Raw genomic sequence first — 26,473 nt, forward strand, 5'->3', positions numbered from 1 at the left:
AACGAAGGAGATGCAGCACATGGCGAACATGAACGTCACCTACGAGGAGATGCACAGCGCCTCTGCCAAGCTCAAGGCGGGTCGCACGGAGATCGAGGGCCAGCTGTCCAAGCTGAAGTCCATGGTCGACAGCCTCGTGTCCGGTGGCTACGTCACCGACAAGTCCTCGAAGGCGTTCCAGACGTCGTACGAGGAGTTCAACACCGGCGTCAACAAGACGATCGAGGGCCTCGACGGGATGGGCGAGTACCTCACCCAGGCCGCCAAGGCGCTGTCCGACACGGACGACCAGCTCGCGACGGCGCTCAAGAAGTGACCGGTGCGGCGTTCGCGCCGCACCCTCGGGCTCCGCGTGGTGCCCACCACGGCACGGTATGCCGGGTGGGCACCCGCGGTGCCGCACTCGCCGCGGTGACTTCGCGGCATACCGACTCTTTGACGAATCTCTGTGGGGGAGTAAGCAATGGCTGACCAGCTGGTCGTCGACCTCGACGGTCTGCGCACTCTGTCGTCGACCCTGACCACCGTCACCAACGACCTCAACGCGACCCGCAAGGTCATCGAGGCCGCCCGTGGGGACCTCGGTGCGGCCGAGGTCTACGAGGCGCTCGACTCGTTCGAGAACAACTGGGACGACGGCCGTGGCCAGATCGACAAGAACATGAAGGCCATGAAGGAAGTGCTGGACGAGTCGGTCAAGGCCTACGAGCAGGTCGACGGCGAGCTCGACCGCCAGCTGCGCGACCAGATGAAGCCCGCCAGCGGCGGCGGCTCCCCGCAGAAGGCCCAGTGAGCGGGCCGGCAGTCGCAGGTCTGGAAGGACGGGTCGGGTTCGCCATCACGGTGCCCGACTCGTGGTTCGAGATCGACGTCAACCCCGCGACGCGTGATGACAGCATCCGCGTCCTCGTCGAGGACCGGGTGCGCGGCAACCAGCCGATGTGGGATGCCCGGCAGGGCATCATCCGGTTGCTGCGCCAGCAGGCCCGCACCGCTTGGGAGGCGGGCGCGACATACTGCGCCAGCTTCGTGCAACCCACGGACGAGGGTCCCATCACCGGCTCGGTCGTCGTGTCGTTGGTGCGCGGCCCGGTGGGAGCGACCGCGGAGGGTGACCCGGCCGGCTTCATGCTCGAGCAGCTGAAGGTCGTGCCGAAGACCGAGGAGCTCGAGCCCTGGTCGTCGGCGACGATGGTGCAGATCCCCGACGTCGGTCCGTGCGCGCGGTCCTACGGGGTGGAGGACGTCGAGCTCGACGGTGGCGCGGGGTACGTGCGGACCGTCTTCATGCAGACCATGGTCCCGGTGCCCGGGGTCAACAAGGTGTTCCTGGTGTCGTGCAGCTCGCCGGTGGTCCCGCTGGCGAGTGAGCTGCACGACCTGTTCGACGCGGTGAGCGGGACGTTCCGTGTGGTGCCGCTGGGTGAGGGAGGGGTTTCGGCGTGAGTCGTCCGTCTGATTGGTGGGTGTTGGATCTGGGGTCGGATCCGACTCCGGGTGATCCGGTGACGATCCGGTCGATGGCTAGGTCGTGGGGTGGGTTGGCGGATGATGCGGAGTATGCGGAGGGCAAGCTTCGTGCGCTGATTGGTGATGAGGCGATTGGTAAGTGGGTTGGTGAGGCGGGGGATGCGTTTCGGGAGAAGACGGGGGATTTGCCGGGGCAGTTGGGTAAGTGCAAGAACTCGTACCGTCAGGCCAGTGATGCTCTGAGTTGGTGGGCTGGGCGGTTGGAGGTGCATCAGGGGGATGCGGATCGGGCGTTGGTGAAGGGTCGGGCGGCGCGGGCTGATTTGGAGGCGGCGCAGGCTGCGGCGTCGGCGGCGTCGGGTGGGGTGGAGTCGGCGGCTGGTAGCAGTGTGTTGGCGACCGCGAAGAAGTATGCGGATTCGTCGCCGCCGGCGGGGGTGGAGTTGCCGTCGGAGTCGCAGGTGCGGGCAGCGCAGCAGCGGTTGTCGTCGGCGCAGGCGGCGGCGCGGGCGGCGGATGCTGCGGTGGTGGCGGCGCAGTCGCGGCTTGATGCGGCGCGGCAGCTGGCTCTTGAGGCGAGCAGTTTGCGGGTGGCGGATGCGAAGACGGCTGCGGGTCGGATTCGTGAGGCGTCTGATGCGGGGATTCCGGAGCGGTCGCGGTGGGAGAAGTTCAAGGACTGGGCGGCTGAAGCGTGGGATGTGATCATCAAGATCGCCAAGATTGTGGTGGCGGTGTTGGGGATCGTGGCGTTGATCATTGGTGGTCCGTTGGCGTGGGTGGTGTTCGCGGCGGCGTTGTTGGTGTTGGCGGACACGATCATGAAGTACCTGAAGGGCCAAGCATCGCTGTGGGACGTCGCGTTGGCCGCGCTCAGCTGCATCCCGGGGACCAAGGGCCTGACCACGCTGGCGGCGTTGAAGTCCGCGTTCAAGGCTGGTGGCCTGCTCGGTGCCGGGCTGCACATTGCGTCCTCGGCCAAGACCGCGATCACCTCGATGGCCTCAGCCGTCCGAGCCATGGGCTCAACGGTCCGCACGACTTTGCGAGAGTTCACTGCGGCGGGACTTCTCAGCCTCACCCTCCGTTTCGGCCGAGCCGGGGAGGTAGCAACGGAGGGAGCACACGCTGCCACGGCGGTGCGGGCTCCCAACATGTACCTCGACGGCGGTCTCAATGTCGGCGCTCTCGATCTGCCCTCGGACGGCGTAGTGGGTGATCTCCTCCAGGGGTACGACCGATTCGGAGGAATGTCTCCGGAGGAGTTCGCGACCGCGTGGGGCAACGGAAAGGGCGGTTACAACTGGGACCTTGTGCCCAACAACGGGTTCGATGGTGAGCGGGTCTCCATGGATATGTTCCCGGGAGAGGTACTCGACAGGTTCGGTCCGCCGGACGGCCGCTATCTGTCACCGCCGGGTACGCCGTTTACGGAGCGAGGCCTTCCGCCGTCAAGCCTGGACGGATCGGTTCCCAACTTCGGATACCACCAGTACGAAGTCCTGCGACAGTTCCCCGCGGAGGTCGGCTACATCGCCCCGGCCATGGGCCAGCCCGGCGGAGGGCTGCAAGTCTTCGTCAACGGCAGCCTCATCCCAGAGGGAGTGGGTCAGCGCGTCAACGTACAGTGGCTGATCGACAAGGGGTACCTCAAGGAGGTTGTCGGGTGAGCTTGGACTTGGCTGATGCTCGAGCCGCGCTCACCGCGGTGGGAGCCACAGTGCGGGACGTCCGACTTCCCGGAGACCCTTTGGTGGACCCGAGGATGGGCAGCATCGTCATGGACTTCGCAGATGGGTCGTCCGTTGACGTATTTGCCTGGGATTACGGTCAGACACGGAGACTGTTCCGTAAGCCGGATCTCAGGGAGGCGGTAGCCACCGTCGTGCGCCGGCTACGACCCGAGCCGGTCAACGCACGGCGGGTGACCCGCGAGGACTGGCAGTCCTGGTGCTCTGAGGCGGCACGATCCGCGGCTTCACTGGATGCAGGGCTCGACAACGGATATGTCGTTGAGACTTCCCTGCCGGCAGGCATGGTGGTTGACCGGTTCGGTGACCTGGATGGCTTCCTCCTTTACCCTGCAGGCTTGCCCTTCGCCCAACGGTCGCTGCCGCCGAGTGCACTCGACCCGAGTCGCCGGGACCTCGGGCTGACCGCATTCGGAGTGGTCCGCCCCATCGACGTGCTGGCGGCCCGTGTAGCTCCCGCCTTCGAGCAACCTGGCGGGGGCGTCGTATTCCGACTGCGTAGTGAGCATGACACGGTTCGAGACGCGCTTCGGCGCGGCGACCTCACGGCTCTCAGCCTCGACCTAGAGGAGCGTTCGCCGATCGACTCCTCGATCAAAGGTGAGGGCATCGATGGCTCCTGACATGTCGGGCTATCCGGCCGGGTCTGATGGGTATGAGGGACTGAGCGGTAACCCTCCGGATCACGGACCCGAAACCGTGGAACAAGTGAGGAACTGGCTCAGCTCCCAAGGCGCCCGGGTTGGTGCCACCTTCATCGGGGAGGAGTCACAGGGGAAGCCTGGCTACGACAACGTGTACTGCCTCGTCCAGTTGAACGATGGCCGCTGGATGGTCGCCTATTTCGAGCGTGGCAGCTACGACGATGCGCGCTACTTCACCGATGAGGCCGCCGCGTGCCTTGACTTCGTGCAGATGGTCGCGCCCAGGCGGGACGTCACAGAGGCATCGCGGGCGTGGGAGCGGTTCGGGGGCGCGCAGTCGTGACCCGAGCCGGTCGGTGGTTTCCGCTGGCGAGTGAGGCTGCACGACTGTTCGACGCGGTGAGCGGGCCGTTCGTGTGTTGGTGCGGGGGTCGCAAGAATGAGCCGTGGACTACTCAGCCCGGAACGTTTGTCCCAAGACCCGGGGATTGATTGAGCCCGTGGCCTTGATTCTTCGTAGCAGCGAGCACCCTATGTGGGACGTGCCACGCGTGTGTCTGGTCGAAAGAGTGGTACGCGGGCGTACACACTGGCTGAAGCAGTACGCCCAAGTTGAGCTGGTGATGACGTCGACCGCCGAGGCCGAGACGGTTGTGGTGACGCGACGTGGAAGCAACCGTTGGCGTCTGCCACGAGCAAATGAACGAATGGAGGTGCTGCTCTGGGACCTGTCCAATCCGGACGCCGCGCTTGCGTCCGGTCGTTTTGATCAGCCCAGTCATGGTGCGAGCATTTGCTACTTCGTGGAGGACTCATTGGACAGCCAGATGGCGCTCTGGAGCCGGCGCCTAGAGGGGAACTGATGAACGTCGAGCCCGCCTCAGAGACGGCATACAACCCGATGTCCGAAGCCCTACGACAGCGGGCCCCCGAGCGATTGTCGGCGCTCAGGCTTGTCCGAGCGTGATCGGCAACCGGCCGAGGAAGAGTTCCTCTTGAATGACTTCGACGACATGAGTCCGGCGGAGTTGCTCGCGTACATGGAGGCTCGGCAGCTTGATGAGGGGGCACCCAGCGTGCTGATCGGGACGGATAACGCTGACCAGCCCCGGACCACGTTCGTCGGTGACCTGGACCAATGATGGATCCCCAGATGGGTCTGGAGCACCTCGCGGCCATCACGCAGTCGGAGTTCCTGCGCGGCAACCGGGTGATGGCGGAGGAACTCGACTTTCGGGCGCCGCAGTACTGGACGCAGTTCAGGTACCCGCTCGACGTCGATGCCATCAAGGCTGAGTTCATCCTGGCTGACGGGCACCGGATCGAGGAGGAAGACGGCACGTGGTTCGTGACGTGTGACCACGCGCGCTACTCGCTCATCGGAGGTACTGAGGAACCGGGGTGGTGGGCTCGGCGAAGTCTGCGCGCCTGGTGGCGCACGTGGTCGCAGGGCGCACAGCATCAACGAGCGGTCTAGGAGAGCAAGCCGAATGAAGCCAACGGAGCGTAGTTCCGAAGCCGGATGGCTGCCGACCACGGTCGAGGAGGTGCGTGTGTGGCTGCGCAGCCGGCCGGGGCGGATACCCAACGTGGTGATCGGGACGGAGGCCGACGGGAAACCGGGGCGCGACAACGTCTTCACGCTGACCCACCTGGACGACGGTCGGTGGCGGGTCGCCTACTTCGAGCGCGGCTCGTTCGACGACGCCCGCTACTTCGCCTCGGAGGCGGACGCCTGCCGCGACTTCGTGGGCATGCTGCCCGGTGTGGACAACCCGAGCGAGGGTCGCCGCGCGTGGGATCATGGCTCGTCATGAGGGGGCGGGCGTGAGCGACGAGGACAGACCAGAGACCGGGTATGCCGCGGGGCCGGCTTTCGTGAGCCCGTGGCAGTTCCTGCGGGGCTCGGTGGTGTTCCCGGTGCACCGCGAGGACGGGCGGCTGCTCGCGGGCAGTGGGCCCGACGGCAGCGTCATGTGGGTCTGCTTCACCGATCTCGATGCTGCGCGGGCCGGCATGCCGGAGGGGTACGAGCTCAAGCAGGGGCACGTGTTCGAGGTGCTCGGCAACCTGCCGCCGGGCAGTGGCGTGTGGGTCGACCCCGGCACGCCGCGGTGGTCGACCCTGCTGCCCGACACTGTGGACGAGCTGCGACCGCACGCGACCCTGGTGCCGTGGCTCGCGAGCCTGGTGTGGGAGGACTTCCCGCGCATCGAGCAGGGCAAGGGGCTGCGCAAGGAGCTGAACCGGGCGGCGAAGTCCTCCAGCAACATCCAGGCCTTGTGGCTCCTCGGGTTCCAGCTCCAGGACGCCAAGCCCGAGGGCGTCGTCGTGGTGGTCCCGGGCGCCGATGCAGGCGCCGCGATCAACGACGTGATGGCCGCCCTCGACCGCGCGCTGGGTGCCACACCGGACACCTTGGGGGCGATCTCGGTGACGACGTTCGCCAGCCTGCCGGGGGAGGCGCAGCAGCTGGTCCAACGTCGCCTTCCCGTCTACTCGCGGATCGGGGTGCCGAAGTTCGAGGGGCCGGCCCGCAACGCCGTGCGTCACCTCTCCGCCGTGCTCGTCGCGGAGGAGGCCCGGGGCAACACCGTGGCCAGCCTCGAGACGGCACTCATCGACGGGCAGCCCGCCGCGGTGCTCAAGTACCCGCTCGACGTCGACGCGATCGACCTCGAGTTCCTCCTCACCGACGGTCACGAGCTGCGCCAGCAGGGCGACCGCTGGGCCGTGGTCTGCCCGCACGGTGACCCGTCGCTCCTCGGTGGCACCGAGTCACCGGGCAAATGGGCCCAGCGGGCGCAGCGCGGCTGGTGGAAGCGGTGGAACAAGAAGCCGCGCGAGAAGGTGCCGACCTTCCTCCAGTGACCCACCAGCCGGTGGCGAGCCTCGCCAGCGCCACCCGGAGCCAGCTGCCGCTCAGTCAGGCAGCGGCACCTGGACGATCCGTAGCTCGCCGTCACCGACGTTGACCATGACCCGGCCGGCCTGCTGCTGGGCACCCAGCGACGAGCGCGGCACGCGCACCCCGATCAGCTCACCGTCGGTGATGCCCTGCGGCGAGATGAGCATGCCCTGCCGGCCCTTGGCGTCGACCTGCCAGCCGCTGAACCCGCTGCCCACCTCGGCGGAGTCGCCGCCCAGCACCAGAGCTCGGCCCCGGTCCGCCCCCGTCCGGATCAGCGACTTCAGGTAGTCCTTGGCCTCGACGTCCTTGAGCAGCTCGCCGTCGTCGACGACCAGCACGACCGGCCCGTCGCCCTCGTCCATGACGCGCGCGAGGTCATCGTCCTCGAGCTCGACCCCCGTGAGCACCGCCCGAACGCCGTCCCGGCCCTCGATGTCGCGCAACGGGGAGGGGCGCGGTGCTGCGACGACCACCTCGGAGCCACCGCGCAGCAGCGACTCCACGATCGCCAGCAGCGCGGTCGAGCGCCCCGATCGTGGTGGTCCTGCCACGACGGCCACGTTGGTGCGCGCGAGGTCGAAGCCGTATGCCGTGAGCTCGTCGCCACCGACGCCGGCCATGGCCCACAGTGGCCTGGCCTCGGCGTCCTCGCGGTAGCCCCACGCCTCGTCGAACCCGATCCGGCTGGGCAGCACGTCGACCCGGAACGCGCGCTGCGACCTGGGCACGTCGGCATACCGCTTGGTTGCCTCGGCGCCGATCGCGCGCAACGCGGCCGCCTGTGCCTGCCCGCTCGCGTCGTCACCCAGCAGCGCGAACTGGAGCTCGATCGCCGTCTCGGCCCGGAAGGCGCGCCCCTCGGGCACGTCCTCCGGCAGCTTGGTGGCGCGCAGGCCGATGAGACCGTAGTCGCTGCGGTCGGGCAGGCGCAGCGCGATCTTGTCCTCGACGAGGGAGGCCATGCGCGCGTTGACGAGCTGCCGGTCACCGGTCATCACGAGGTGTATGCCGGCCGAGGCGCCTTCGCGCAGCAGCGTCTGGACATCCTCGTTGAGGCTGCCCCCGTCGAGCTCCGCGAGGCTGCCGAGGAAGCCCTCCCAGCGGTCGAGCAGCAGCACGATGTGGGGGAGTCGCTCGTCCTCGGCGACAGAGGACCGCTGCTCGTCGAGGTCGGCAAACCCGCCGCCCGCCAGGACCTCTTGGCGACGCGCCAGCTCGGCCATCAACCGCGCGAAAAGCCTTGTGGCGCGGTCGGTCTGGGTGCGCTGGACGACGGCGCCCGTGTGTGGCAGCTCGGTCAGGGGCAGCAGGGCGCCGTTGCCGCAGTCGAGGCCGTAGAGGTGGACATCGGCCGGGCTGGTGAGCCGCGCGATCGAGGCCGCGATGGTCCGCAGGGCCTGCGACCTGCCGCTGCGCGGGCCACCGACGATGGACAGGTGCGAGAACGTGTCCCACTCCAGGGCGGCGGGACGGCGTGCCTGCTCGGCCGGGATGTCCTCGATCGCGAACGGCACCGACGCCAGCTGTGGGGCCGGCGGCACCGTCACGGACTCCAGCAGCTCGTCGAGCTGCACCTCGGTCGTCAACGCAGGCAGCCACGGGCTGTGCTGCTGGGGAAGCCCCAGCGTGTCGTTGGCCTCCCGGATGGCCGCCACGAGGACGGTGAGGTCGGTGACCTCGGCGTCGGTGTTGGCCTCCTGCCGGGGTTTGGTCGGGGCGGGCTGGGCCAGCGCGGAAGTCCCGATCCGCGTCATCCACGGTGTGCCCGTCGAGGCGGCCACCGTGCCCGGCCGCCGGCCACCCACGCGCCCCGACTGGAACGGCACGAGCGACTGCGCACCGAGACGCACGTAGGCGCGTCCCGGCGTGCTCTTGGAGATCAGGCCCGCGTCCGGGGCGTCGATGACGTCGGAGCTCTCCGTGCCGTCGGTCACGCGCAGTGCGATCCGCAGGTTGGTGTTGGCCCGGATCTCCGGCGAGACCACACCGGACGGCCGCTGGGTCGCGAGGATCAGGTGGATGCCGAGCGAGCGACCACGCTGTGCGATGTTGACCAGACCGGTGACGAAGTCGGGCAATTCCCTTGCGAGAGAAGCGAACTCGTCGATGACGATGAGCAGCCGCGGCATGTCGGGCAGCCCGGTGCGCTTGGCCGCGATGTCGACGTAGTCCTCGATGTCCTTCGCGCCGACCTCGGCCAGGATGTGCTCGCGCCGGGTGAGCTCGGCACCCAGCGACGTGAGCGCCCGCTCGACCAGGTGGGTGTCGAGGTCGGTGACCATGCCGACGGTGTGCGGCAGGTCGACGCAGTCCTTGAACGCCGCGCCACCCTTGTAGTCCACGAGCACGAAGGTCATGCCGTCCGGCCGGTTCGCCACTGCCAGCGACGCGACGATGGTCTGGAGCAGCTCGGACTTACCGGCGCCGGTCGTTCCGGCGATGAGCCCGTGCGGCCCGTCGCGCCGCATGTCGATGGCGAACGGCCCGTCGAGCGAGATGCCGACGACCGCCTCGGTCGACCTCGGCGACACCGCCCACCGGGCCCCGATCAGGTCTGCCGATGGCGGCTCGAGCTGCATCACCTCGGTGAGCCGGCAGGCCGAGGGCAGCACCGAGTCGCTGTCGCCGCCGGAGATGTCACGCAGCGGGGCCAAGGCCCGGGCCGTGCGGTTGAACCACGGCAGGTCGACGAGGTCGGGGTTGACGTCGTCGACCACGGTGATCCGCTGCTGGCGGATCGACACGCCTCGCGGCGTCTCCACGACCACGGCCGACGCCTCCTCCGGCAGCAGCCGCTCGTCGGCGTCGAGGCACAACGAGTAGATGCCGACCGCGGGCCCCTCCTTGAGGATTGCGACCACACCCGGCAGGGAGCGCAGCCGGCGAGCGCCGTCGAAGACGACCACGACGTCCGGGTCACCGATGGTGGCTCCGCCGGTACGGTCGGCAGCGGCCTTCTTCCGGGCGGCCAGCATGGCGGTGAGCTCGGCGATGCGCCGCGCGCTCGTCTCCGCGTCGGTGCCGATCGTGGTGATCGTGTCCTGGCCAGCACCGGGCCGAGCGTGCGGCAGCCACCGCAGCCAGTCCCAGTCGCGCGCCCCCTCGGCGTCGGTCAGGACGTAGACCTGGGTGTCGCGCGGGCTCTGCATCACCCCGACCTGGGCCACCGCCCAGGCGCCCAGCCGTCGCGGCAGCGTGCCCCGGCCGGCGATGCCCACGACGCCACGCTCGGCGATGGGCACGGTGACCGGCACGGCATACGCGATCCTGCTCTGCTGCCTGCGGTGCTCGAGCTCCTCGGGGTCGTCGACGGTGACCTCGGACTCGAGGTCACCGATGCCGACGCGCACGGCGAGGTAGTCGGGGTCGGTGCGGCGGCGCTCCCAGAGCCGCGCGCGTGGCCCGGTGGCGATGAGGAGGGCGGTCGCAGGGTCGGGTGCGTCGTTGCGCCGTGCGAGCCGCTCGTCGACCACGGCCTGCTCGGCGTCGGCCTCGATGCGGGCCTTGCGCTCCTTGTACTCGGTGAGCTGCTGGCGGTAGGTGACCTTGCCCTGCTTCTTGCCCTGGTAGTAGGACCCCAGCATCATCACCGGCGAGAACAGGCCCATCATGAGCATCGACGGGCGCTTCATCGCCAGAGCCAGCACGATCGACAGGGCCAGCGGGGCGAGCATGACCAGCCACGGCAGCCCACCCTTGGCCTGCTCGCTCGGCGGTGCCGGCAGTTTGAACGCCGTCTTGCGCCCGGGCGGCAGAAGGCGGGGCGGGCGGTTGTAGTCGACCCAGCCGGGCTCGGGGCTGTCCTCGACCGCAGCATCGGCGGGGGTCACCTGCTCAAGCTCCAGCAGCGTCTCGCCGATCGTCACCTGCCCGCCCACCGGCCAGGTGAGGGGCCCGGTTGGGGTGCTGGAGCCCTTGGCCGGCTTTTCCTTGCGCGCCGGCCTGTCCTTGCCGTTGTCCTCCTTGGCGTCCGGGTCCGCTGGGGGAGCCGACCCGTCGAGGGGGGCGCGGTCGAGGGCGAGGGGTGTGTCGAGGTGGGGGTATGCCGCGGTGACGGCTTCCATGGCGCCGCTCGCCGGCGCGACCTGGACGGTGCCGTCGGCGCGGACCGTGACCAGCGCAGTGACCGCAGGCAGGAGGGGGTCGGCCAGTGGCACGACACAGGCGGGGTCCGAGCCGATCGTGGCCTCACCGACGCCGAGGCGGTGCACGATGCCCGCCCCCTCGCCAGAGACGACCCGCACCTCCACCACACCCTCGGGCTCGTCCACGACCGAGGCCAGCGGGTCACCGATCGTGACGACCGACCCCTCGCGCAGGCCCGACTCGGCCAGCGGCACGTCCGGGTCGAGGGGCTCGCCCCGGTGGTAGAGGGTGGGTGAGCCGGCGCCGGGGGAAACCGCCGTGGCGACGGTTCCGCCTCCCACTGGCACGACCGTGCGGTCGGGTTGTCCCTTCCCCCGGGCGGCGCGCAGGTCGTCGAGGTTGACCAGCTCGCCCGCTGCCGCGCCGACCTCGTCGCTCGAGGGTGAGGCCGCCACCGCGAGCAGCTCGGCGATGACGTCGCGCATCGGGGTCGAGTCCTCGGCGTCGATGACGACGTCCTCGTGCAGGTCCCATCGGGGATCGACGATGGTGACGGTGACGCGCATGGCGATCAGCCTAGTTGTGCGGTGGTTTGCCCCGGATAGGGTCGGGTCATGCGTTCGGTCTGGGGTGTCGTCGCCACGCTGCTCTTCCTCGTGGGGTGGGGCTGGGTGGTGTGGTCCCTCATCACCGGCAAGCCCTGACCGGCAGGCCCTGACCACCAGGCCCTGACCCGGTTCGGCCGCCTTGAGTGCGCCGGCGCCGACGAGACCGAGCCCGCCGGCGCCGGCCCCGCCAGACGCAGGACCACGGTCGCACCCGGCGCGCACGCGGCATACCCCTGTCGCGGGGTCCCGGCCGAAGGGGAGACGGGCGCGTCGACCGTTCGGGTGAGCACGAGAAATCACTCCCGTGACGCGTGTGACGCGTGTGTCCGGTGTGGCGTTCGCGTAGCCTGCGGATCATGGCGACACGTCCGTCCACCACCTCGCGTGCCTCGAGCAGTCGCGGCACCGCGACCCGACCCGCGAACCGCAAGGCCCCCGCGCCCCGCAGCGGCGCCGCCCGCGGCAAGCCCCGTGGTGGTGGCCTGCCCCTGCCGCTGCGCGCGGTCAAGGGCACCTGGATGGGCATGGCCCACGTGGCCGGGGGAGCGGTGCGCAAGGTCGGCACGAGCGCGCGCGAGCTCGAGCCGGAGCACCGCCGCGACGGCCTCGGGTTCCTGCTGATCGCCCTGTCGATCCTCGTCGCCGCCCGCGAGTGGTGGGGCATCCAGGGCGTCGTCGGCGACGTCATCCACGCCGTCGTCGCCGGCACCTTCGGCCGCGTCGGGTATGCCGTGCCCCTGGCCCTGCTCTTCCTGGGCGTCCGCCTCCTGCGGGCACCCCAGGAAGGCGCCGCGAACTCGCGCATCGGCATCGGCCTCGGTGCCGTCGCGTTCGCCGCCGCCGGTCTCGCCCACGTCGCGGCCGGCATACCCGAACCTCCCGGCGGGGCTGACGCCATGCGCGACGCCGGCGGCATCATCGGCTTCCTCGCCTCGAGCCCGCTCGAGGCCGCGGTGTCCGTCTACGGCACGGTGCCGATCCTGCTGATGCTCGGCTTCTTCGGCATCCTGGTCATGACCGCCACACCGGTACACCAGATCCCGCAGCGGCTCACCGAGCTGCGCGACCACCTTCTGCACCGTGGCGCCCCCGAACCCGAGGTCGCGGCCGAGGAGCCGGCCAAGCCGAAGCGTCGCCGCCGCACCAGCCATGCCGCAGACCTCGAGGAGCCGCTCGAGGGCGACGAGGCGTTCGAGCAGGCAGCGGTCGTCGCCCCCGACGGCAAGCGGTTCCGGCCCGGCGAGAAGCGGCCGACCCAGCCCGGGGTGCTGGCACCGGCGACGGCGGGAGCCGCAGGCGCACCGCCCGCTGCCTCGAACGCCAAGCCCGGCCCCGTCGAGGCCAAGGTGCCGCTCGAGGCGCCGCCGACGACGCCCCTGCCGCAGCGGGTCGAGCAGCTCGCGCTCGCCGGTGACGTCACCTACACGCTGCCCGACAACGCCCTGCTCGAGCCGGGATCGCCGCACAAGACGCGCAGCGCCGCCAACGACCGCGTCGTCGAGTCGCTCACCCAGGTGCTCGACCAGTTCGACATCGACGCCCAGGTCACCGGCTTCACCCGCGGTCCGACCGTCACGCGCTACGAGGTCGAGCTCGGCCCCGGCGTCAAGGTCGAGCGCGTCACCGCGCTCTCCAAGAACATCGCGTATGCCGTCGCCTCGGCCGACGTGCGCATCCTCAGCCCGATCCCGGGCAAGTCCGCCATCGGCATCGAGATCCCCAACACCGACCGCGAGAAGGTCTCGCTCGGTGACGTCCTGCGCAGCCAGGCCGCGCGGGGCAACGAGCACCCCATGGTCATGGGTGTCGGCAAGGACGTCGAGGGCGGCTACGTCATCGCCAACCTCGCGAAGATGCCGCACCTGCTCGTCGCCGGTGCGACCGGTGCCGGTAAGTCGTCGTTCGTCAACTCGATGATCACCTCGATCCTCATGCGCTCGACGCCGGACGAGGTCCGCATGGTCCTCGTCGACCCGAAGCGAGTGGAGCTCACGGCATACGAGGGGATCCCGCACCTCATCACGCCGATCATCACCAACCCCAAGAAGGCCGCCGAGGCGCTCCAGTGGGTCGTGCGCGAGATGGACACGCGCTACGACGACCTCGCGCAGTTCGGGTTCAAGCACGTCGACGACTTCAACAAGGCGGTGCGCGCCGGAAAGGTCAAGCCGCTCCCGGGGTCGGAGCGGGTCATCCAGCCCTACCCCTACCTGCTGGTGATCGTCGACGAGCTCGCCGACCTGATGATGGTCGCGCCGCGTGACGTCGAGGAGTCGATCGTCCGCATCACCCAGCTCGCCCGGGCGGCCGGCATCCACCTGGTGCTGGCCACCCAGCGACCGTCGGTCGATGTCGTCACCGGTCTGATCAAGGCGAACGTGCCGTCGCGGATGGCCTTCGCGACGTCCTCGCTGGCGGACAGCCGGGTCGTGCTCGACCAGCCCGGTGCCGAGAAGCTCATCGGTCAGGGTGACGCGCTGTTCCTGCCGATGGGCGCGAGCAAGCCGATGCGCGTGCAGGGCGCCTGGGTCACCGAGTCGGAGATCCAGCACGTCGTCAAGCACGTCACCGACCAGCTCAAGCCGAACTACCGCGAGGACGTCACCGTCGTCGCCGCCAAGAAGCAGATCGACGATGACATCGGCGACGACCTCGACCTGCTGCTCCAGGCGACCGAGCTGGTCGTGACGACCCAGTTCGGGTCGACCTCGATGCTCCAGCGCAAGCTGCGCGTCGGGTTCGCCAAGGCCGGCCGGCTCATGGACCTGCTCGAGTCGCGTGGCGTCGTCGGGCCGTCCGAGGGCTCGAAGGCGCGCGACGTGCTCGTCAAGCCCGACGACCTGCCGACCACGCTGGCCCTGATGCGCGGCGAGGACGTGCCCGAGGCCGAGCCCGTGTTCGACGGCCAGGCGTCCGGTTCGGGCACCGAGAGTGTGGAGCGCACTGACGAGGTGCCGCTCGGCCCCGATCCGGGGCTCCAGTCCGGTCAGGTCGTCCTCGGCGAGGACCCGTATGCCGGTGACCCGGTCGCCGCGCAGTACTCGGGCGTGCCGGAGGAGCCTGAGTCGCAGGACGCGTGGGAGCTGACTGGCCGGGGCGACCGCGACTGACGACGCGACCACATCGCAAGAAGAGGGCCCTGTCACGGAATGCGTGACAGGGCCCTCGGTGTTGCTGGCTGGGTGACCGCTCCCACCACCACACTTCACGACGCCCCCGACGCAGACCCGATCACCGCCGACCGCGACCTCACCAACCTCGACACCCAGGCACACACCGCACCCGCTGCACCCACGGACACGCTCGTCGCCGACAAGGCATCGACGCGCGAACCGGTCACTGCCGCAACGGTTTCCGCCCCTGTCGCGCCCACGGGCGGGGCGTACCTGAGGTTTGTCCTCGTCGTTGGCGCGCTCATCGCGATCGGGCCGCTCACCATCGACACCTACCTTCCGGCGCTGCCCTCGATCACGCGTGACCTCGCGGCGTCCGAGTCGGCCGTGCAGGCGACCCTGACGGGCATCCTGCTCGGCATGGGGCTGGGCCAGCTCCTCGTCGGGCCGCTCGCTGACGCGATCGGGCGTCGTCGCCCGCTCATCGCGGGACTGGCTCTGCACATCGCGGCGTCGGTGTTCACGGCGTTCGCGCCGACGATCGAGCTGCTCACGGTCGGCCGGGTGCTGCAGGGCCTCGGCAACGCCGCCGTCGCGGTCGTGTCGATGGCGATGGTTCGCGACCTGTTCCAGGGGTCGGCCGCCGCGACGATGCTGTCGCGGCTGATGCTCGTGATGGGGCTGGCGCCCGTGCTGGCGCCGACGCTGGGTGGCGCGATCCTCCAGGCGACGTCGTGGCGCGGGGTGTTCCTGCTCATCGCGGGAGCCGGTGTCGTCCTCGTGACCATCGCCGCGCTGGCTTTGCGCGAGACCCTGCCGGTGGACCGTCGTCGACAGCTGTCGGTGCGTGAGGTGCTCAGCACCTACCGGACGCTCCTGCGGGACCGCACCTTCGTCGGCCTGATCCTCATCAGCGGGCTGATGTTCGCGACCCTGTTCGCCTACATCGGTGGTTCGTCGTTCGTGCTGCAGGACATCTACGGGCTGTCGGTGGCGCAGTTCGGGCTGGCGTTCGGCCTCAACTCCCTCGGCTTCCTCACCGGGTCGCAGCTCAACCCGGTGCTGCTCAAGCGGTTCGCGCCGCGTCAGCTGGTGCGGTTCGGTGTCACGGTCGGCGCGACAGCTGCGCTCGTGCTGCTCGCGGCCGCAGCGACCGGCATCGGGGGCCTGACACTCGTGCTGGTGCCGTTGTGGTTCCTGCTCTTCGCGTGCGGTCTCACCCTGCCCAACACCCCGGCCCTCGCACTGACCCGCCACGGCGAGGCCGCCGGGACCGCCGCCGCGCTCCTGGGTGCCGCCCAGTTCGTCATCGGCGGCGCGGCTGCCCCGCTCATCGGTGCGATGGGCTCGGACTCGGCCGTGCCGATGGCCATCGTCATGGCCGGCACCGCGGTCCTCGCGGCCCTCGTCGCCACGGCAACCCTGCGCGTCAGGGTCGTGCGCTGATCCTGGGGTCGCGGTGGCGCTTCAACGCCACCGCGGCCTGGTCGGCCAACAGCACCGCGACCCGTCGTTCGGCCGCCGTCGGCCGGGCGACGCGGGCGGCAGCGGTCACCGCAAACCACCCCACCACCTGACCTTCGGTCTCGACCGGCAGCACCACCTCCTGGTCCACCGGCAGCCCGGACCGATCGACCGGCAGGAGGTGCTCGCCCCGGACCAGGCTGCCGTCCCGGCGGATCCGCGGCCGGCCCGGCAACGAGGCTCCCGCCACGAAGGTGCAGCGGTCCGCCCTCAGCACCTCGCGCACGCGGTCGGCCACGGACGACACCACGGTGTCTGCCGGTACGTCGTCGGCCACGGACTCTGCCGTCGTCACGACGCCGTCGAGGTAGCCGCGTTCCCGACCGAGCTGGGCGCGCTGCTTCTGCCCGAAGAGAGCCAGCTCGGTCACGCCGAGCCCCACGAGGAGCAGCAGCACCGCCACCTGGATGTCCTCTGCGCTGTCGATGGCGAAGCTGTCGTAGGGCTGGGTGAGGAAGAAGTCGAACCACAACGCCGCCGAGGCGGCCGCGCCCATGCCCGCGCTGCGCAGGCCGGTCGCCGCCGCGGCCACGATCACCAGGACCAGGCCGACCGCGACGCTGGCGTCGGGCACCGCCCGCCCTGCGGCTGCGACCGCCGCACACACCAGGAACGGCACCGCCACCGACGCCGACACGATCACCGAGCGGCGGGCAAACACGATCTCGTCGAACTTCATGACTGCATCACGCACCCGAATGGTGTTGCAGGTCAATGACTTTGACGTGATCCATACGCCGCGGGCGCCACTGGAACGGAGCCGGCGTCAAGGACGCGTCAAGGGGCGTCAGGGCGGCGTCAACGCGGCATACAGGCGGCTTGTGTCGTCCTTGACTGGCGACGTGATCGAAAACCTCGTTGCTGCCCTCCTCGGCGTCGCATTGCTGGGCTACCTCGTCTACGCGCTCCTGCGGCCGGAGAAGTTCTGATGTCCGACACCGTGGCCGGGCTGCTCACCATTGCGCTGCTCGTCGCACTCCTCGCGGCCGCCTGGCACCCGCTCGGGGCGTGGATCGCCCGGGTGTTCAGCGACGGCCGACACTGGCGCGTCGAGCGCCTCGTCTACCGCGCCGTACGCGTCGACCCGGACTCCGAACAGGGCTGGCGCGCCTACGCCACCAGCGTGGTCGCGTTCTCCGTCGTCGGCCTGGTGCTGCTGTTCGCGCTGATCGTCGCGCAGACACACCTGCCGTTGCGACAGGGCTCGGCCGGCATGGGGCTGACGACGGCGGTCAACACCGCGATCTCGTTCGTCACCAACACCAACTGGCAGTCGTATGCGGGTGAGGTGGGCATGACGCCCATCGTCCAGACCGTGGGGCTCACCGTGCAGAACTTCGTGTCGGCAGCCGTCGGGCTGGCCGTGGCAGTGGCCCTGATGCGGGCCATCGCCCGCCGCGGCGAAGGGGTGATCGGCAACTTCTGGGTCGACCTGGTGCGCGGTGTCGTCCGCATCCTGCTGCCGGTGGCCTTCGTCGGGGCCGTGCTGCTCCTGGCCGGCGGCGTCATCCAGAACCTCTCCGCTCCCACCACCGTCACCGGCGTCTCCGGTGTCGAGCAGGTGATCCGCGGGGGCCTCGTCGCGTCGCAGGAAGCGATCAAGGAGCTCGGCACCAACGGTGGCGGCTACTTCAACGCCAACTCGGCCCACCCCTTCGAGAACCCCAACCCCGCAACCAACCTGCTCGAGATCTTCCTGCTGTTGGTCATCCCGTTCGCCCTGACCCGCACGTTCGGCCTCATGGTCGGGGACCGACGGCAGGGCTGGGCGCTGGCCGGCTTCGCGGGCCTGCTCTGGGGCACCGGGGTCGCCCTGGTGACGTGGGCCGAGGTGCACGCGGCCTCAGCGGCAACCGGCTCGATGGAGGGCAAGGAGCAGCGTTTCGGCGTGTGGGCGTCGGCGTTGTTCGCGGCGTCCACGACCGGCACATCGACGGGCGCCGTGAACTCGATGCACGAGAGCTACAGCCCACTCGGTGGCGGAGTCCTGCTCGGCAACATGGTGCTTGGAGAGATATCGCCCGGCGGCGTGGGGTCCGGCCTCTACGGCATCGTCATCGTCGCGCTGCTCGCGGTCTTCGTCGCCGGCCTGATGGTCGGGCGCACGCCGGAGTACCTCGGCAAGACCATCGGGCGGCGCGAAATGACGTGTGCCGCAACGTACATCCTCGTCATGCCGGTCCTGGTGCTCGCCTTCACCGGGTTGTCCCTCGCCCTGGACGGGCCGCGGTCGACGATGCTCGCCTCCGGACCCCACGGGCTCACGGAGGTGATGTACGCATACGCGTCGGCGTCGAACAACAACGGCAGCGCCTTCGCCGGCCTCACCGCCGACAACCCCTGGTACAACCTCACCCTCGGGGCGTGCATGCTCATCGGCCGGTTCCTCCCGATGCTGCTCGTCCTGCGGCTCGCGGGCCTGCTCGTCGAGCAGCAGAGCCGTCCGGCCACGACCGGCACCATGCCGACGCACACGCCGCTCTTCGTCGGCCTGCTCACCGGCATCGCCGTGGTCGTCGCCGGCCTCACCTTCTTCCCTGCACTCGCCCTCGGTCCCATCGCGGAGGCTCTGTCATGACCACCTCGCTGCGCGGCGTGCTGCCGCAGGCTTTCCTCAAGCTCGACCCGCGGCACGTCGTGCGGGCCCCGGTCATCTTCGTCGTCTGGGTCGGGTCGGCGCTCACCACGGCCCTCGCGGTGATCCACCCGAGCGTGTTCGCGTGGGCCGTCGCCATCTGGCTGTGGGCCACGGTTGTCTTCGCCAACGCTGCCGAGGCGGTCGCCGAGGGGCGGGGCAAGGCACAGGCGGCCAGCCTGCGGGCAACCAAGCGCGACACCACCGCCCGTCGGCTCGGCCCCGACGGCCGCGAGGAGCTGGTCCCCGGCAGCGAGCTGACGGTCGGTGACACCGTCGTCGTGGCGGCCGGAGAGGTCATCCCGGGCGACGGCGAGATCGTCGATGGCGTTGCCACCGTTGACGAGTCGGCCATCACGGGAGAGTCCGCGCCGGTCGTCCGCGAGTCGGGCGGCGACCGCAGCGCCGTCACCGGCGGCACGACCGTCCTGTCCGACCGCATCGTCGTGCGCATCACGACCAGGCCGGGAGAGAGCTTCATCGACCGGATGATCGCGCTCGTCGAGGGTGCCGAGCGGCAGAAGACCCCCAACGAGATCGCCCTCACCATCCTGCTGACGACCCTCACCATCGTCTTCCTGGTGACCGTCATGGCGATCCAGCCGTTCGCGGCATACTCCGGCCAGACGCAGCCGGTCGTGGTCCTCGTCGCGCTGCTCGTCTGCCTCATCCCCACGACGATCGGTGCGCTGCTGTCGGCCATCGGCATTGCCGGCATGGACCGGCTCGTGCAGCGCAACGTCCTGGCCATGTCCGGTCGGGCCGTGGAGGCAGCCGGCGACGTGTCCACCCTGTTGCTCGACAAGACGGGCACCATCACCTTCGGCAACCGGCAGGCCACCGAGCTGGTGCCCGTCGGGTCAGTCACGGGCCGTGAGCTGGCGCAGGCGGCACACCTGTCGTCGCTCGCCGACGCGACACCCGAGGGCAAGTCCATCGTTGCGCTAGCGCATGAGAGGTATGCCGTGGGCGACGGCACCAGCGCCGACGCGCCCGCTGCCGCGGGGGCCGAGTTCGTGGAGTTCAGTGCGACGACGCGGATGTCGGGGGTGGACCTCGCGGACGGCACCCGGGTGCGCAAGGGTGCTGCCTCCGCCGTGCGGGCCTGGGTGTGCGAGGCCGGGTGCGACGTGCCGACCCAGGTGGGTGAGCTCGTCGAGGCGATCAGCCAGCGCGGGGGGACACCGCTGGTGGTGGCGCGCCAGGACGTGGGCGGAGACGTCCAGGTGCTTGGCGTCGTACACCTCAAGGACGTCGTCAAACCGGGCATGCGTGAACGCTTCGATGTCATGCGTGCCATGGGAATTCGCACGGTGATGATCACCGGCGACAACAAGCTCACCGCCGCCTCGATCGCCGCGGAGGCGGGCGTCGACGACTTCCTCGCCGAAGCCACGCCCGAGGACAAGATGCGCCTCATCAAGGCCGAGCAGGAGGGTGGCCGGCTCGTGGCCATGACCGGCGACGGCACCAACGACGCCCCCGCCCTCGCGCAGGCCGACGTCGGTGTCGCGATGAACTCGGGCACCTCCGCGGCCAAGGAGGCCGGCAACATGGTCGACCTCGACTCGGACCCGACCAAGCTCATCGAGGTCGTCGAGATCGGCAAGCAGCTGCTCATCACGCGAGGAGCGCTCACGACGTTCTCGATCGCCAACGACATCGCGAAGTACTTCGCGATCATCCCGGCGATGTTCGTCGTCCTGTTCCCTGGCCTGGACGCCCTCAACATCATGCGGCTCGCGTCGCCGCAGTCGGCGATGCTGTCGGCGGTCATCTTCAACGCCCTGGTCATCGTCGCGCTGATCCCGTTGGCCCTCAAGGGTGTTCGCTACACCCCGGCCGGTGCTGCGGCGCTGCTTCGGCGCAACCTGCTCGTCTACGGGCTGGGTGGCGTCGTCGCCCCCTTCATCGGCATCAAGCTCATCGACCTGCTCGTCTCCCACCTCCCCGGATTGGCCTGAACCATGGCTTCGCGAAACACCTCCTCCACCTCACGCCAGCTGGTCGCCGCGCTGCGGATGATGCTGGTCCTCACCGGGCTGCTCGGGGTGGTCTACCCGGCAGCCGTCTGGGTCGTCGGGCGGGTCGGCTTCGACGACCAGGCGCGGGGCTCGCTCGTGCGCCGTGACGGTGTCGTGGTCGGGTCGAGCCTGCTGGGACAGAACTTCACGGGCGAGCGGTGGTTCACCGGACGCCCGTCGGCGAGCAACTACTCCGGCGACACCAGTGGCGGCAGCAACCTCGCGGCATCCTCACCGGACCAGCGCAAGGCGGTGCGCGAGCGCGCCGACGGCTACGACGCGGCATACGGGACGAACGCCCCTGCCGACGCACTCACCGCGTCGGGCAGCGGTCTCGACCCGCAGATCTCCGTGGCCAACGCTCGCGCCCAGGCACCACGTGTCGCCCGGGCCAACGGGCTGACCGAGCAGGCAGTGCGGCGCCTCGTCGACGAGCACACGCAGGGGCGCACGCTCGGGTTCCTCGGCGAACCACGGGTGACGGTGCTCGAGCTCAACCTCGCGTTGGAGAGAATGACCCGGTGACCAGGGGAGTGCTGCGGATCTACCTCGGCGCCGCACCGGGCGTCGGCAAGACCGTGGCGATGCTCTCGGAGGCGCAGCGCCGACGCGACCGGGGCACCGACGTGGTCGTCGGTGTCTGCGAGGACCACGGTCGGGCCTTCACCGCCGCGATGCTGGCCGGGCTCGAGCAGGTGCCACGGCGCTCGATGCAGCACCGGGGCGCGACGCTGACCGAGCTCGACGTCGACGCGGTGCTGCAGCGACGCCCCCAGGTCGTCCTCGTCGACGAGCTCGCCCACACCAACGCGCCGGGCAGCGCACACGTCAAGCGCTGGGAGGACGTCGAGCAGCTGCTCGACGCAGGGATCGACGTCATCTCGACCGTCAACATCCAGCACCTCGAGTCGCTCGGGGACGTCGTCGAGTCGATCACCGGCGTGCGCCAGCAGGAGACCGTGCCCGACGACGTCGTGCGGGGCGCCGACCAGATCGAGCTGGTCGACATGTCACCCCAGGCGCTGCGGCGACGGCTCGCCCACGGCAACGTGTATGCCGCGGAGAAGGTCGACGCCGCGCTCGCCAACTACTTCCGCGAGGGCAACCTCACCGCACTGCGCGAGCTGTCGCTGCTGTGGCTCGCGGACCGGGTGGAGGAGGGGTTGGGGCGCTACCGCGCCGACCGGGGCATCACCGAGCCCTGGCCGACTCGCGAGCGGGTCGTGGTGGCGCTGACGGGCGGTGCCGAAGGGCGGACCCTGCTGCGGCGAGCGGCGCAGATCGCCTCGCGCGGTGCCGGCGGGGAGCTGCTGGCGGTCTACGTCACGCCGCCGGACGGGCTCGTGGACGCCCGGCTCGAGGAGCTCGCCGACCTGCGACAGCTGACCACCGAGCTCGGCGGGACGTTCCACACCGTCAAAGGTGACGACGTCGCCGCGGCCCTGCTGGACTTCGCCCGTGGGGTGTCGGCCCGGCAGATCGTCATCGGCGCGTCGCGGCGCAGACGCTGGCAGGAGGTGCTGTCGCCGGGGGTCGGACAGCAGGTCGTCGAGGGCTCCGGCGACATCGACGTCCACCTCGTCACCCACGAGCTCACCCGGTCGGTGCGCGCGCCGCTGCGGTTCGGGCCCGAGCTGGGACGACGGCGCACGGCATACGGCTGGCTCCTCGCCCTCGGGGGAACGGTCGCCCTCACCGTCCTGCTGCAGGTGAGCCAGGACTGGCACGACCTGCCGCTGGAGGTGCTGCTCTTTCTCCTGCTGACGGTGGCCACCGCGCTCGTGGGCGGACTGTGGCCGGCCGTGGTGTGCGCGGTGCTGGCCAGCGTCACCATCAACTGGTTCTTCACCCCACCGGTGCACACCCTCACCGTGTCGGACCCGCAGAACCTCGTGGCGCTCCTCGTCTTCATCGTCGTCGCGGTGGCGGTGGCCTCGGCCGTGCACCTCAGCGAGCGACGGGCTGCCGCGGCACGACTGGCCGAACGGGAGGCAGCCGCCCTGGCTGCGTCGGCGGAGTCGCTGCTGGGGGAGCGCGACCAGTTGTCGGCGCTCCTGGGCCAGGCCGTGGAGTTCTTCGGCGTGGACGCCGCCGGCGTGGTGCGCCGGCCCTCGGTGCGTGACCCCTGGACGGTCGTGTCCGCGACGGAGGGCTTCACGGTCGAGGCGATCCGGGACGCCTCCGTGCGCGCGGCCGTCGACGACGAGACGACGCTGGTCCTCGTCGGGCGGGTGGTGTCCGCGGAGGACCGACGCCTGGTGTCGGCATTCGCGATGCGCGCCGCCGCCGTCCTCGGCCGTGAGGAGCTGGTGCGGCTGGCCGACGAGGGGCGGGCGCTCGCCAAGGACAACCGCGCCCGGACCGCGTTGCTGGCGGCCGTCTCCCACGACCTGCGCACCCCACTGGCCAGCATCAAGGCCGCAGCCTCGAGCCTGCGCCAGCCGGACGTGACCTTCGCGCCGCAGGACCAGGCGGATCTGCTCGAGACGATCGAGGAGTCGACCGATCGGCTCACCGCCCTGGTGTCGAACCTGCTCGACATGTCCCGGCTGCAGAGTGGGGCCGTCGTGCCCCAGCTCTCGGTCGTGCCGCTCGGCGACGCGGTGGCCGGCGTCGCCCGGGGCCTGCCGGGTGGGGAACGGGTGCGCGTGACGGTCGCGCCGGGCGACCTGCTCGCGTCGGCCGACCCTGGGTTGCTCGAGCGGGTGCTGGCCAACGTGCTCGAGAACGCGTTGCGGCACTCCGCGGCCGAGGTGCTCGTGCAGGGTGTTGCGTCCGCCGACCGGGTCGAGCTGCGGGTCGTCGACCGGGGCGCCGGGGTGCCGGGGGGCGCCAAGGACCAGATCTTCGCGCCGTTCCAGCGCTTTGGCGATGCGCCGCGTGGCAACGGGGTCGGGCTCGGGCTGGCCGTGGCGCGCGGACTCGTCGAGGCGATGGGTGGCACGATCTCGGCCGAGGACACACCCGGGGGTGGCCTGAGCGTGGTGCTCGAGCTCCAGCGGGCCACTGACAGGATGACGTCGTGAGCACGATCCTGGTCGTCGACGACGAACCGCACCTCGTGCGGACCCTCGCGATCAACCTGCGCGCCCGCGACTACCCGGTGGTGACGGCCGCGGATGGCCGCACCGCCCTGCAAGCGCTGCACGAGGACGGCGTCGAGCTCGTCATCCTCGACCTGGGGCTGCCCGACCTGGACGGCGTCGAGGTCCTGCGCCGCATCCGGGCTGCCAGCGACATCCCCGTCATCGTCCTGTCGGCGCGCACCGACTCGGTCGACAAGGTGGAAGCGCTCGACCTGGGCGCCGACGACTACGTCACCAAGCCGTTCGCCATGGACGAGCTGCTCGCGCGGGTGCGAGTTGCGTTGCGCCGCGGCGAGTCGGGCGCCGCCGCCTCACCCGCGGCCTTCGTGACGGCATACTTCCGACTCGATTTCGCCGAGCGGCGGGCGACGGTCGACGGCAAGGCTGTGCGGCTCACGCCGACCGAGTGGGGCATGCTCGAGGTCCTGGCGCTGCAGCCCGGTCACCTCGTGTCCCAACGCGACCTGCTGCGCCAGGTGTGGGGGCCCGGGTACGGCAGCGAGTCGAACTACCTACGGGTCTACGCCAACCAGCTGCGCCGCAAGCTGGAACCCGACCCCGCGCACCCACGGCACCTCCTGACCGAACCGGGCCAGGGGTACCGACTCGTCGGCGACGACTGACCAGGTCGCCGCGACTGTCACTAGGGTCGGGGCCATGCGTGACATGTTCAACGCGATCAAGGGTCACCCGAGCGGGGTGCTCCTCGTGGCCCAGCTGATCGCCGTCCTCGCCTACCCCTTCGCCGGGACGAACGCGACCGGGCGGGCGCTGCTCGGCGTCTTCGGTGTGCTCGTGCTCATGGTGGCGGTGTATGCCGTGCGGGCGACTCCCGCGCTCACCTGGGTCGCGGTCGTGATCGGTGTGCCGGTCGTGATCCTCACGGTGGTCGAGGGTTTCGCGCCCGACAACGAGCAGGTGCGGCTCTGGTCGTCGCTGTTGCACGCGGCGTTCTACGGCTACACCGGGTACGGGCTCATCCGGTACCTCTTCGACGACTCGTGGGTCACGCGCGACGAGATCTTCGCCGTGGGCGCCAACTTCACGGTCGTGTCGTGGATGTTCGCCTACCTCTTCATGGCCGTGCAGATCATCTGGCCCGGGTCGTTCGTGGCCTACCAGGGGGAGGGCACCCGCACCTTCCTCGAGCTGCTCTACCTGTCGTTCGCGAACCTCACCAGCGTCGGCCTGTCCGATGTGACCGCCGTCCTGCCCCATGCCCGCGCCGTCCTGCCCCATGCCCGCGCCGTGGTGATCATCGAGCAGGTCGCCGGCGTCATGTACGTCGCGCTCATCATCGCCCGCGTCGTCGGGCTGACCATCACCCGCTGGCGCAACTGACTGGGCTTGGGGGCTTGGACGTGCACAGTTCCGCACGTCCAGGCCCCCAATCACAGGGCGGTCGTGGTCAGCCGTCGAGCTCGGCGATCGTCGCGAGGCTGGGGCCGCGCTGTTCCTGGAGGGCCTTGGCGCCGTCCTGGACGTCCTGCATGACCCGCAGGATGTTGCCGTCGGTCAGCTTGGCGAGGTCGTCGTCGGACCAGCCGCGGTCGGCGAGGGCGGCCAGGAGCCGCGGGTAGCCGGTGACGTCCTCGAGCCCCACCGGTAGCTCGCCCACTCCGTCGTAGTCGCCACCGAGGCCGACGTGGTCGATACCGGCGACGTCGCGGACGTGCTCGACGTGCTTGACGACGTCCTCGAGCGACGCCTTCGGGGTGGGGTTGCGCTCCTTGTAGGCGTCGTAGAACGACGTGTACGGCTCGCCGTCGGACGGTGCCACGCCCTGCGCCCGCGCCGCCTCGTTGAGCTGCACGCGCCACGCCGCGGCGTCGGGGTTCACGAAGGTCGGGACGAACGTCACCATGCACACGCCGTTGTTGTCACGCAACGACTCCAGCACATCGTCGGGGACGTTGCGGGGGCTGTCACAGACCGCCCGGGCGGAGGAGTGGCTGAAGATGACCGGCACCTCACTGGCCAGCAACGCGTCGCGCATGGTGGTCGGCGCCACGTGCGAGAGATCGACCATCATGCCGATGCGGTTCATCTCGCGCACCACCTCGACGCCGAACCGGGTGAGCCCGTCGTGGACCGGCTCGTCGGTCGCCGAGTCGGCCCAGTCGGTGTTGGAGTTGTGGGTCAGGGTCATGTAGCTGACCCCGAGCACCCCCAGCATCCGCAGCGTCGCCAGCGAGTTGTTGATCGAGTGGCCGCCCTCCGCGCCCAGCATCGACGCGATCCTTTTCGTCTCCCACGCCGCCCGCACGTCACTGGCCGTGCGGGCGAAAGCCAGCTCGTCGGCATACCGGGCAATGAGCTGGTGCCCCGCGTCGACCTGCTCGAGCGTGGCGCTGACAGCGTCGTCTCCCGCGAGGTCGGCCGGCACGAAGACCGACCAGAACTGCCCGCCCAGCCCACCGCGGCGCATGCGCGGTAGGTCCGTGTGGGTCGGGGTCCCGCCGGCGCCGACGTCGAGCCGGTCGAAGTCGTAGCGCACCTTCTCGCGTGCCTCCCAGAGCAGGTCGTTGTGCCCGTCGATGACGGGGTGCTCGGCGAGGAGGGCGGCGATCCGGTCGGTGGTCGGGGAGGTGGTCGGCTCGGTCGAGGCGGTCATGGGAGCC

The 26,473-nt window shown here is 70.1% G+C and carries 22 protein-coding genes; 19 read left to right on the forward strand and 3 right to left on the reverse strand.

Annotation, left to right across the window (positions count from 1 at the left end; translation table 11 throughout):
- Positions 1 to 19 precede the first annotated feature (19 nt).
- The 10 genes from HJG52_RS00045 (at position 20) to HJG52_RS00090 (ending at position 6,736) form a co-directional block, all read left to right on the forward strand.
- Positions 20 to 316 (forward strand): WXG100 family type VII secretion target, encoded by a 297-nt coding sequence (locus HJG52_RS00045; RefSeq protein WP_171241557.1) that lies wholly within the window; start codon positions 20 to 22, stop codon positions 314 to 316.
- 147 nt (positions 317 to 463) lie between these two features.
- Positions 464 to 793, forward strand: a complete 330-nt coding sequence (locus HJG52_RS00050) for a type VII secretion target (protein WP_171241558.1) — start codon at positions 464 to 466, stop codon at positions 791 to 793.
- A complete protein-coding gene (locus HJG52_RS00055) occupies positions 790 to 1,446 on the forward strand; it encodes a hypothetical protein (protein WP_171241559.1) in 657 nt (218 codons plus the stop codon). Before HJG52_RS00050 ends, HJG52_RS00055 begins: the two co-directional genes overlap by 4 nt.
- A complete protein-coding gene (locus HJG52_RS21480) occupies positions 1,443 to 3,140 on the forward strand; it encodes a glycohydrolase toxin TNT-related protein (protein ID WP_171241560.1) in 1,698 nt (565 codons plus the stop codon). Before HJG52_RS00055 ends, HJG52_RS21480 begins: the two co-directional genes overlap by 4 nt.
- Positions 3,137 to 3,844: a glycohydrolase toxin TNT-related protein gene (locus HJG52_RS00065; protein ID WP_171241561.1), complete on the forward strand. Its 708-nt coding sequence runs from the start codon at positions 3,137 to 3,139 to the stop codon at positions 3,842 to 3,844. Before HJG52_RS21480 ends, HJG52_RS00065 begins: the two co-directional genes overlap by 4 nt.
- A gap of 85 nt (positions 3,845 to 3,929) precedes the next feature.
- Positions 3,930 to 4,208 (forward strand): hypothetical protein, encoded by a 279-nt coding sequence (locus tag HJG52_RS00070; RefSeq protein WP_171241562.1) that lies wholly within the window; start codon positions 3,930 to 3,932, stop codon positions 4,206 to 4,208.
- 103 nt (positions 4,209 to 4,311) lie between these two features.
- Positions 4,312 to 4,728 (forward strand): hypothetical protein, encoded by a 417-nt coding sequence (locus HJG52_RS00075; RefSeq protein WP_171241563.1) that lies wholly within the window; start codon positions 4,312 to 4,314, stop codon positions 4,726 to 4,728.
- 290 nt (positions 4,729 to 5,018) lie between these two features.
- Positions 5,019 to 5,342, forward strand: coding sequence for a hypothetical protein (locus tag HJG52_RS00080; RefSeq protein WP_171241564.1), 324 nt, complete (start codon positions 5,019 to 5,021; stop codon positions 5,340 to 5,342).
- A 112-nt stretch (positions 5,343 to 5,454) separates the two neighbouring features.
- Positions 5,455 to 5,682 carry a hypothetical protein gene (locus tag HJG52_RS00085; RefSeq protein WP_171241565.1) on the forward strand — a complete coding sequence of 76 codons (228 nt, stop codon included), beginning with the start codon at positions 5,455 to 5,457 and terminating at the stop codon, positions 5,680 to 5,682.
- Positions 5,683 to 5,692: 10 nt separating this feature from the next.
- Positions 5,693 to 6,736, forward strand: coding sequence for a hypothetical protein (locus tag HJG52_RS00090; RefSeq protein ID WP_171241566.1), 1,044 nt, complete (start codon positions 5,693 to 5,695; stop codon positions 6,734 to 6,736).
- A gap of 51 nt (positions 6,737 to 6,787) precedes the next feature.
- On the opposite strand, the gene HJG52_RS00095 is transcribed toward HJG52_RS00090, so the two are convergent.
- Entirely contained in the window at positions 6,788 to 11,428 is a 4,641-nt protein-coding gene (locus tag HJG52_RS00095) for an FtsK/SpoIIIE domain-containing protein (protein ID WP_171241567.1), read from the reverse strand.
- Between the two features lie 398 nt (positions 11,429 to 11,826).
- Here HJG52_RS00095 and HJG52_RS00100 point away from each other — a divergent pair, with 398 nt between their 5' ends.
- Positions 11,827 to 14,580, forward strand: coding sequence for an FtsK/SpoIIIE family DNA translocase (locus HJG52_RS00100; protein WP_171241568.1), 2,754 nt, complete (start codon positions 11,827 to 11,829; stop codon positions 14,578 to 14,580).
- Positions 14,581 to 14,652: 72 nt separating this feature from the next.
- Positions 14,653 to 16,029 carry a Bcr/CflA family efflux MFS transporter gene (locus HJG52_RS00105; RefSeq protein WP_206069821.1) on the forward strand — a complete coding sequence of 459 codons (1,377 nt, stop codon included), beginning with the start codon at positions 14,653 to 14,655 and terminating at the stop codon, positions 16,027 to 16,029.
- Here the strand turns inward: HJG52_RS00105 and HJG52_RS00110 are convergent.
- Positions 16,013 to 16,801: a DUF4118 domain-containing protein gene (locus HJG52_RS00110; RefSeq protein WP_171241570.1), complete on the reverse strand. Its 789-nt coding sequence runs from the start codon at positions 16,799 to 16,801 to the stop codon at positions 16,013 to 16,015. The two genes, HJG52_RS00105 and HJG52_RS00110, sit on opposite strands and share 17 nt — an antisense overlap.
- Before the next feature lie 4 nt (positions 16,802 to 16,805).
- Here HJG52_RS00110 and kdpF point away from each other — a divergent pair, with 4 nt between their 5' ends.
- From kdpF to HJG52_RS00145, 7 genes are read left to right on the forward strand one after another with little or no spacing between them, the layout of a single operon-like run.
- The gene (gene kdpF / locus HJG52_RS00115) at positions 16,806 to 17,036 is read left to right on the forward strand and encodes a K(+)-transporting ATPase subunit F (protein WP_171241571.1); all 231 of its coding nucleotides are present in this window, start codon (positions 16,806 to 16,808) and stop codon (positions 17,034 to 17,036) included.
- A complete protein-coding gene (gene kdpA / locus HJG52_RS00120) occupies positions 17,036 to 18,685 on the forward strand; it encodes a potassium-transporting ATPase subunit KdpA (protein WP_171241572.1) in 1,650 nt (549 codons plus the stop codon). Before kdpF ends, kdpA begins: the two co-directional genes overlap by 1 nt.
- Entirely contained in the window at positions 18,682 to 20,706 is a 2,025-nt protein-coding gene (kdpB, locus tag HJG52_RS00125; RefSeq protein ID WP_171241573.1) for a potassium-transporting ATPase subunit KdpB, read from the forward strand. The genes kdpA and kdpB overlap by 4 nt, the downstream gene beginning before the upstream one ends.
- Before the next feature lie 3 nt (positions 20,707 to 20,709).
- Complete coding sequence (gene kdpC, locus HJG52_RS00130; protein WP_171241574.1) at positions 20,710 to 21,291, forward strand: K(+)-transporting ATPase subunit C; 582 nt, start codon at positions 20,710 to 20,712, stop codon at positions 21,289 to 21,291.
- Positions 21,288 to 23,792: a DUF4118 domain-containing protein gene (locus HJG52_RS00135; protein ID WP_171241575.1), complete on the forward strand. Its 2,505-nt coding sequence runs from the start codon at positions 21,288 to 21,290 to the stop codon at positions 23,790 to 23,792. The genes kdpC and HJG52_RS00135 overlap by 4 nt, the downstream gene beginning before the upstream one ends.
- Positions 23,789 to 24,475 (forward strand): response regulator, encoded by a 687-nt coding sequence (locus HJG52_RS00140; RefSeq protein WP_171241576.1) that lies wholly within the window; start codon positions 23,789 to 23,791, stop codon positions 24,473 to 24,475. The genes HJG52_RS00135 and HJG52_RS00140 overlap by 4 nt, the downstream gene beginning before the upstream one ends.
- A 34-nt stretch (positions 24,476 to 24,509) precedes the next feature.
- On the forward strand, positions 24,510 to 25,193 hold the full coding sequence (locus HJG52_RS00145; protein ID WP_171241577.1) for an ion channel: 684 nt from the start codon (positions 24,510 to 24,512) through the stop codon (positions 25,191 to 25,193).
- Positions 25,194 to 25,260: 67 nt separating this feature from the next.
- On the opposite strand, the gene HJG52_RS00150 is transcribed toward HJG52_RS00145, so the two are convergent.
- Positions 25,261 to 26,466, reverse strand: coding sequence for a dipeptidase (locus tag HJG52_RS00150; protein ID WP_171241578.1), 1,206 nt, complete (start codon positions 26,464 to 26,466; stop codon positions 25,261 to 25,263).
- Positions 26,467 to 26,473: the final 7 nt, after the last annotated feature.

This window comes from Knoellia koreensis (assembly GCF_013041615.1).
GTDB classification, from domain to species: Bacteria; Actinomycetota; Actinomycetes; order Actinomycetales; family Dermatophilaceae; genus Pedococcus; species Pedococcus koreensis.